Source organism: Streptomyces sp. NPDC055078, from assembly GCF_053607985.1.
The window spans coordinates 1-1,164 of sequence record NZ_JBSGUP010001145.1 but is presented as its reverse complement, the minus strand read 5'-3'; the positions used below and the strand labels follow the sequence as shown (position 1 = coordinate 1,164).

The window sequence follows — 1,164 nt, the reverse complement described above, 5'->3', positions numbered from 1 at the left end:
GCCCTCGGGCGCGGAAGCCGGGCCCTCGGACGAGCCTTCGGCCGGGCCCTCGGACGAGCCTTCGGCCGGGCGCTCGTCCGGGCCCAAGTCCGGCAAGAGGACCGCTGTTCGCAGGCCGAAGGCCGACGCGAAGCCCGCGAGCGAGCCCCGGGACGGGACCAAGGCCAAGGCCGGGGCGTCCTCCGCGTCCCCCAGGGGCGGGGCCGCCGGTGAAGGCGGCCGGGTGCCGGAGCGGGCAGCCGGGAAGAAGCCCGTGGCCGTGGCGGCCGGCGAACGCGACGCCCGGGACAGCCGCAGCGCCCGCGAAACTCCCGACGCGCGGGACACCGGGGCCACCCGGGGCACCCGGGACAGCGGCTCACGGTCGTCGTCCGGCCGGGCGGACCCGTCGTCCGGGCGGGGTTCCGGGCGGGACGCCGAGGATCGGCTGCTCGCCGGGAGGTACCGGCTCGGCGGTGTGCTCGGGCGCGGCGGGATGGGCACGGTGTGGCGGGCGGTCGACGAGACCCTGGGCCGTACCGTCGCCGTGAAGGAACTGCGCTTCCCGAACAGCATCGACGACGAGGAGAAGCGCCGCCTCATCACCCGTACGCTCCGCGAGGCCAAGGCGATCGCCCGGATCCGCAACAACAGCGCGGTGACGGTCTACGACGTGGTGGACGAGGACGACCGCCCATGGATCGTGATGGAGCTGGTCGAGGGCAAGTCGCTCGCCGAAGCCGTGCGCGAGGACGGCATCCTGACGCCCCGGCGGGCCGCCGAGGTCGGGCTCGCGGTCCTCGACGTACTGCGCTCCGCGCACCGTGAGGGCATTCTGCACCGCGATGTGAAGCCGTCCAATGTGCTGATCTCCGACGACGGCCGGGTGGTGCTCACCGACTTCGGCATCGCGCAGGTCGAGGGCGACCCGTCGATCACCTCGACCGGCATGCTCGTCGGCGCCCCGTCGTACATCTCCCCGGAGCGGGCCCGGGGCCACCGCCCCGGCCCCGCGGCGGATCTGTGGTCGCTGGGCGGGCTGCTGTACGCGAGCGTGGAGGGCTGCCCGCCGTACGACAAGGGCTCCGCGATCGCGACGCTGACCGCGGTGATGACCGAGCCGCTCGACCCGCCCAAGAACGCGGGACCGCTCCAGGAGGTCATCTACGGGCTGCTGGCCAAGGA

At 74.5% G+C, this 1,164-nt stretch carries 1 protein-coding gene; it reads left to right on the top strand.

Annotation, left to right across the window (positions count from 1 at the left end; genetic code table 11):
• Positions 1-223 precede the first annotated feature (223 nt).
• Positions 224-1,164: serine/threonine-protein kinase (locus tag ACWF94_RS40830; protein ID WP_453500410.1), on the top strand; the 941-nt coding region annotated here is incomplete at its 3' end.